Source organism: Acinetobacter sp. 766875, assembly GCF_000582055.1.
Taxonomy (GTDB): Bacteria; Pseudomonadota; Gammaproteobacteria; order Pseudomonadales; family Moraxellaceae; genus Acinetobacter; species Acinetobacter nosocomialis.
In genome coordinates, this window is the sequence record NZ_JEXX01000046.1 from 1 (window position 1) to 3,018 (window position 3,018).

The following is a 3,018-nucleotide window of genomic DNA, read 5'->3' on the forward strand; positions in this document are numbered from 1 at the left end:
GTCGATAATTTGGTTTTGATGAACATCAAATTCAGCACTCAATTCAGCAAGTGTTTTTTCTGCTTTAATCGCAGCAAGTGCTACCTTAGCTTTAAAATCATTTGAATGATTTCTTCTTGGTCTACGTGCCATAAAATACTCCATATATTGATGTTTATAACATCATTTGGGGAGCAAAATATCACTTATAAGTGTTGTTCAAATTTCCTGATCCACCTCTGTCGGAAGTTCAACAACCGTATCTACACCATTTTGAATTTCACAAGATGATGATGCAATGAGAATAGGTGAACTACCTAATACTGTAGTTGTTAAGAAGGGGCGATTTTGTTGACCTGTTACATAGTAAGTACTATAACGGCCAGCCACTAATGCACCAGAACCAGTAGTGGCAGCAGTTTTAATCACTTCCAAAACAATATAGCCTGGCGAAAGTGTATATGCTGTATGAGGCGTCAATGTAAGCTTATATGGGTAATAACCAGAAGAGTTTGAAGAGTCCGTTGCTTCACGGTAAATTCGAATGCCTATACCCGGTATATTTGTGGCGTAAACATTATTGCCTATTGGACTAATTGGATAATTTAGAGGTAGAGCCGCTATAATTTGGTCACCAGGGCGGTTACACGTTGCAGTAGAATTATTGGGTGAAATGGTAAAAGTATTCTTTTGTAAAACTGTGCCTACTGGATCATTTGGACGAACCACAATGGTGCCAATCGTTATCGGAATATCAACTGTAGTAAAACCTTTACTTAAAGTACAGTTTGCATTTGCTTGGTTGTAAATAAAGAAATTAGTGATTAATAAACCACTCTGAATAAGTATTTTTTTCATTTGCAGATTGCCTCTGTCATAATAATTGATTGTTTTTCCTGTGAGATTTTTGATTGAATGTCATATTCAAGTTGACATTCTTCTGTATTACTTTCTCCCCACTTTACATAAAGATGATCATGAGACAGGGGCGTACGTAAATAAATACGACTACCTTGGGCTACCATTCCAACTACTTCGTTATTCTGGTTAAACACTTGTGCAGCAAATGGTAGGTGATTACCATTAGGAGTTTGAGTACTAATAAAAAGTGCATAGCCCGTTTTTGTAGAGAAATTGACTCTGGTTATTGATCCTGCATAAGGTGCAATACGGTGACTTGTTTCTGAAAGTTCAACATTTGATGGCATCCCTTGAGGGTCAAGGCTAATGTCATTTAAGCGATAGGGCGTAACATAAGGGATTACAGCATAACCATGTTTATTAATGTTTAGTCCAGATATATTGCCGACTCGGGCACCTGTGGCTTCGGGGGCATAGACCAATACCATGGTTTGCACTTGATCTGGTCCAAATAAAAGCCCTTGAGAATGAGCAACCACACTTCCATTTAAATTGATCATTTCCTGCTGATATGCATCGGATTGGCTAAATGACGCACCTATAGTTGTGTAATTACTACGGTAGGTACCGTTAATATTTACACTGCTTTGTCCTTGATCTAGGTATGAAACGGACGTGCCATAATCAAAGCGGTTTCCGATATAACCACTCATCCCTACAGTTTTGCTATCTTCAGAAATAGAGCTATTAAAATTAATTGTGTTTTTCTTAAATTTGAGTGGAAAAGACAAAGACAATAAATACTGCGTTTCGTGACTAGTCTGTTGATCTTCGAGATCAAGCTCATGAGTAATTGCAGAAATGCTGTAAGTCAAATCTTTAAATTGATTACTATAACCAAATTGAAATTGTTGATTGCGATTAGGCTGATTCCAGTAATTAATCCATGAACCCACTAAATAAAAATTGCCCCATTGATTTGGAAGACTTTGATTTAATGTGATCTGAAATTCACTTTTTTGTTTTCCTACAGAAAAACTATCAATATTTCGTTGTTGTAAATCTTGAATTAAAATTGAATCTCTTAATTTCAAATAATTTTCGGTTGAGTATCGGTAGGTTGCTAAAGTTAAATTTGTATTCGTTGGCGTAAATAGTCGATTATAACTTAAACGGTAACTTTGACCTTTTAGTGTTGGTTTTTGATCAAAATTAGCTTTCGATTGAGTTGCATCAACTGCAATTGCACCAATTGGAGTTGCAAATGCGCTACCTATTAGAAAAGACTGGTAGTGTTCGGTTGCCTGAAACCCAGTATAACTTGTTAAATAGTTATTAATGCCTCGTTGATATTTACCTTGTACTAGCCATGGATTTAAATCGATATTAGCATCTCTAAATTGTCCTAGAGTAAAAGAATAACGACTCATCTTTGGGCGTAGCATCTCTACTACAGAAGCATAGGGAATAGAGAACTTTTGAATCTCTCCATTCGTCTCGTATATAGAAACTTGTAGTTCACCACCAAAACCTGTCGGATAAAGATCATTAATTTCAAAACTTCCAGGAGTAACGGTAGTTTGATAAATTAAATTTCCCTGTTGGCGTACTTCAACTTTCGCATTAGTCTTTGCATAACCCCGAATTTGTGGCGCATATCCAAGCATGCTGTTAGGCAGCATGCGATCATCACTTGCTACGTTAATTCCGCGATAAGGTAAGGCATCAAAAAAATTACTATTGGTAAAGTAATCACCTAAAGTAACGACACTATTAAACTTAGGAAATGCTTTTTGGGCATATGTATTGTTTGATGTATGGCTTTGTTGCATAAAGCCTTTGACGGCAGAGTTTTCCTAAGTTGCTAAAATTTAGGTTACAACTTGGGTATGAGGTCTGCCTAATTCTGTAAATTTATTTAATACGGCTACGCGTGCATGGATCTCATTCACTTGGCTGTCAAAATTCCTAGCACTGAGTTTATCGCCTAATAACTTGATGCAATGCATCTTAGTTTCAACCAAACTTCGCCGATGATAGCCTGACCATTTTTTCCATAGTGTGCTGCCTAAACGTTTAACTGTTCGAAGTAATTCATTTCGCTCTAGCGAGCTGATCTTTGTATCTTTCCATGGTTTCGCATTTTTTCTAGGTGGAATCACCGCATGCGCTTGCCTA

The 3,018-nt window shown here is 36.9% G+C and carries 2 protein-coding genes and 2 pseudogenes; all 4 read right to left on the bottom strand.

What is annotated here, in order from left to right; all coding sequences use genetic code 11:
- Positions 1 to 132 (bottom strand): hypothetical protein (locus J576_RS19125; RefSeq protein ID WP_004777412.1); only part of this gene is annotated, 132 nt, incomplete at its 3' end.
- Between the two features lie 87 nt (positions 133 to 219).
- Positions 220 to 837: pseudogene (locus J576_RS19130) on the bottom strand (fimbrial protein); the annotation flags it as partial.
- Positions 834 to 2,663 (bottom strand): annotated as a pseudogene (locus J576_RS19135) (fimbria/pilus outer membrane usher protein); the annotation flags it as partial. The pseudogenes J576_RS19130 and J576_RS19135, both read right to left, overlap by 4 nt.
- A gap of 48 nt (positions 2,664 to 2,711) precedes the next feature.
- Positions 2,712 to 3,018 (bottom strand): IS5/IS1182 family transposase (locus J576_RS19140; RefSeq protein ID WP_033855602.1); only part of this gene is annotated, 307 nt, incomplete at its 5' end.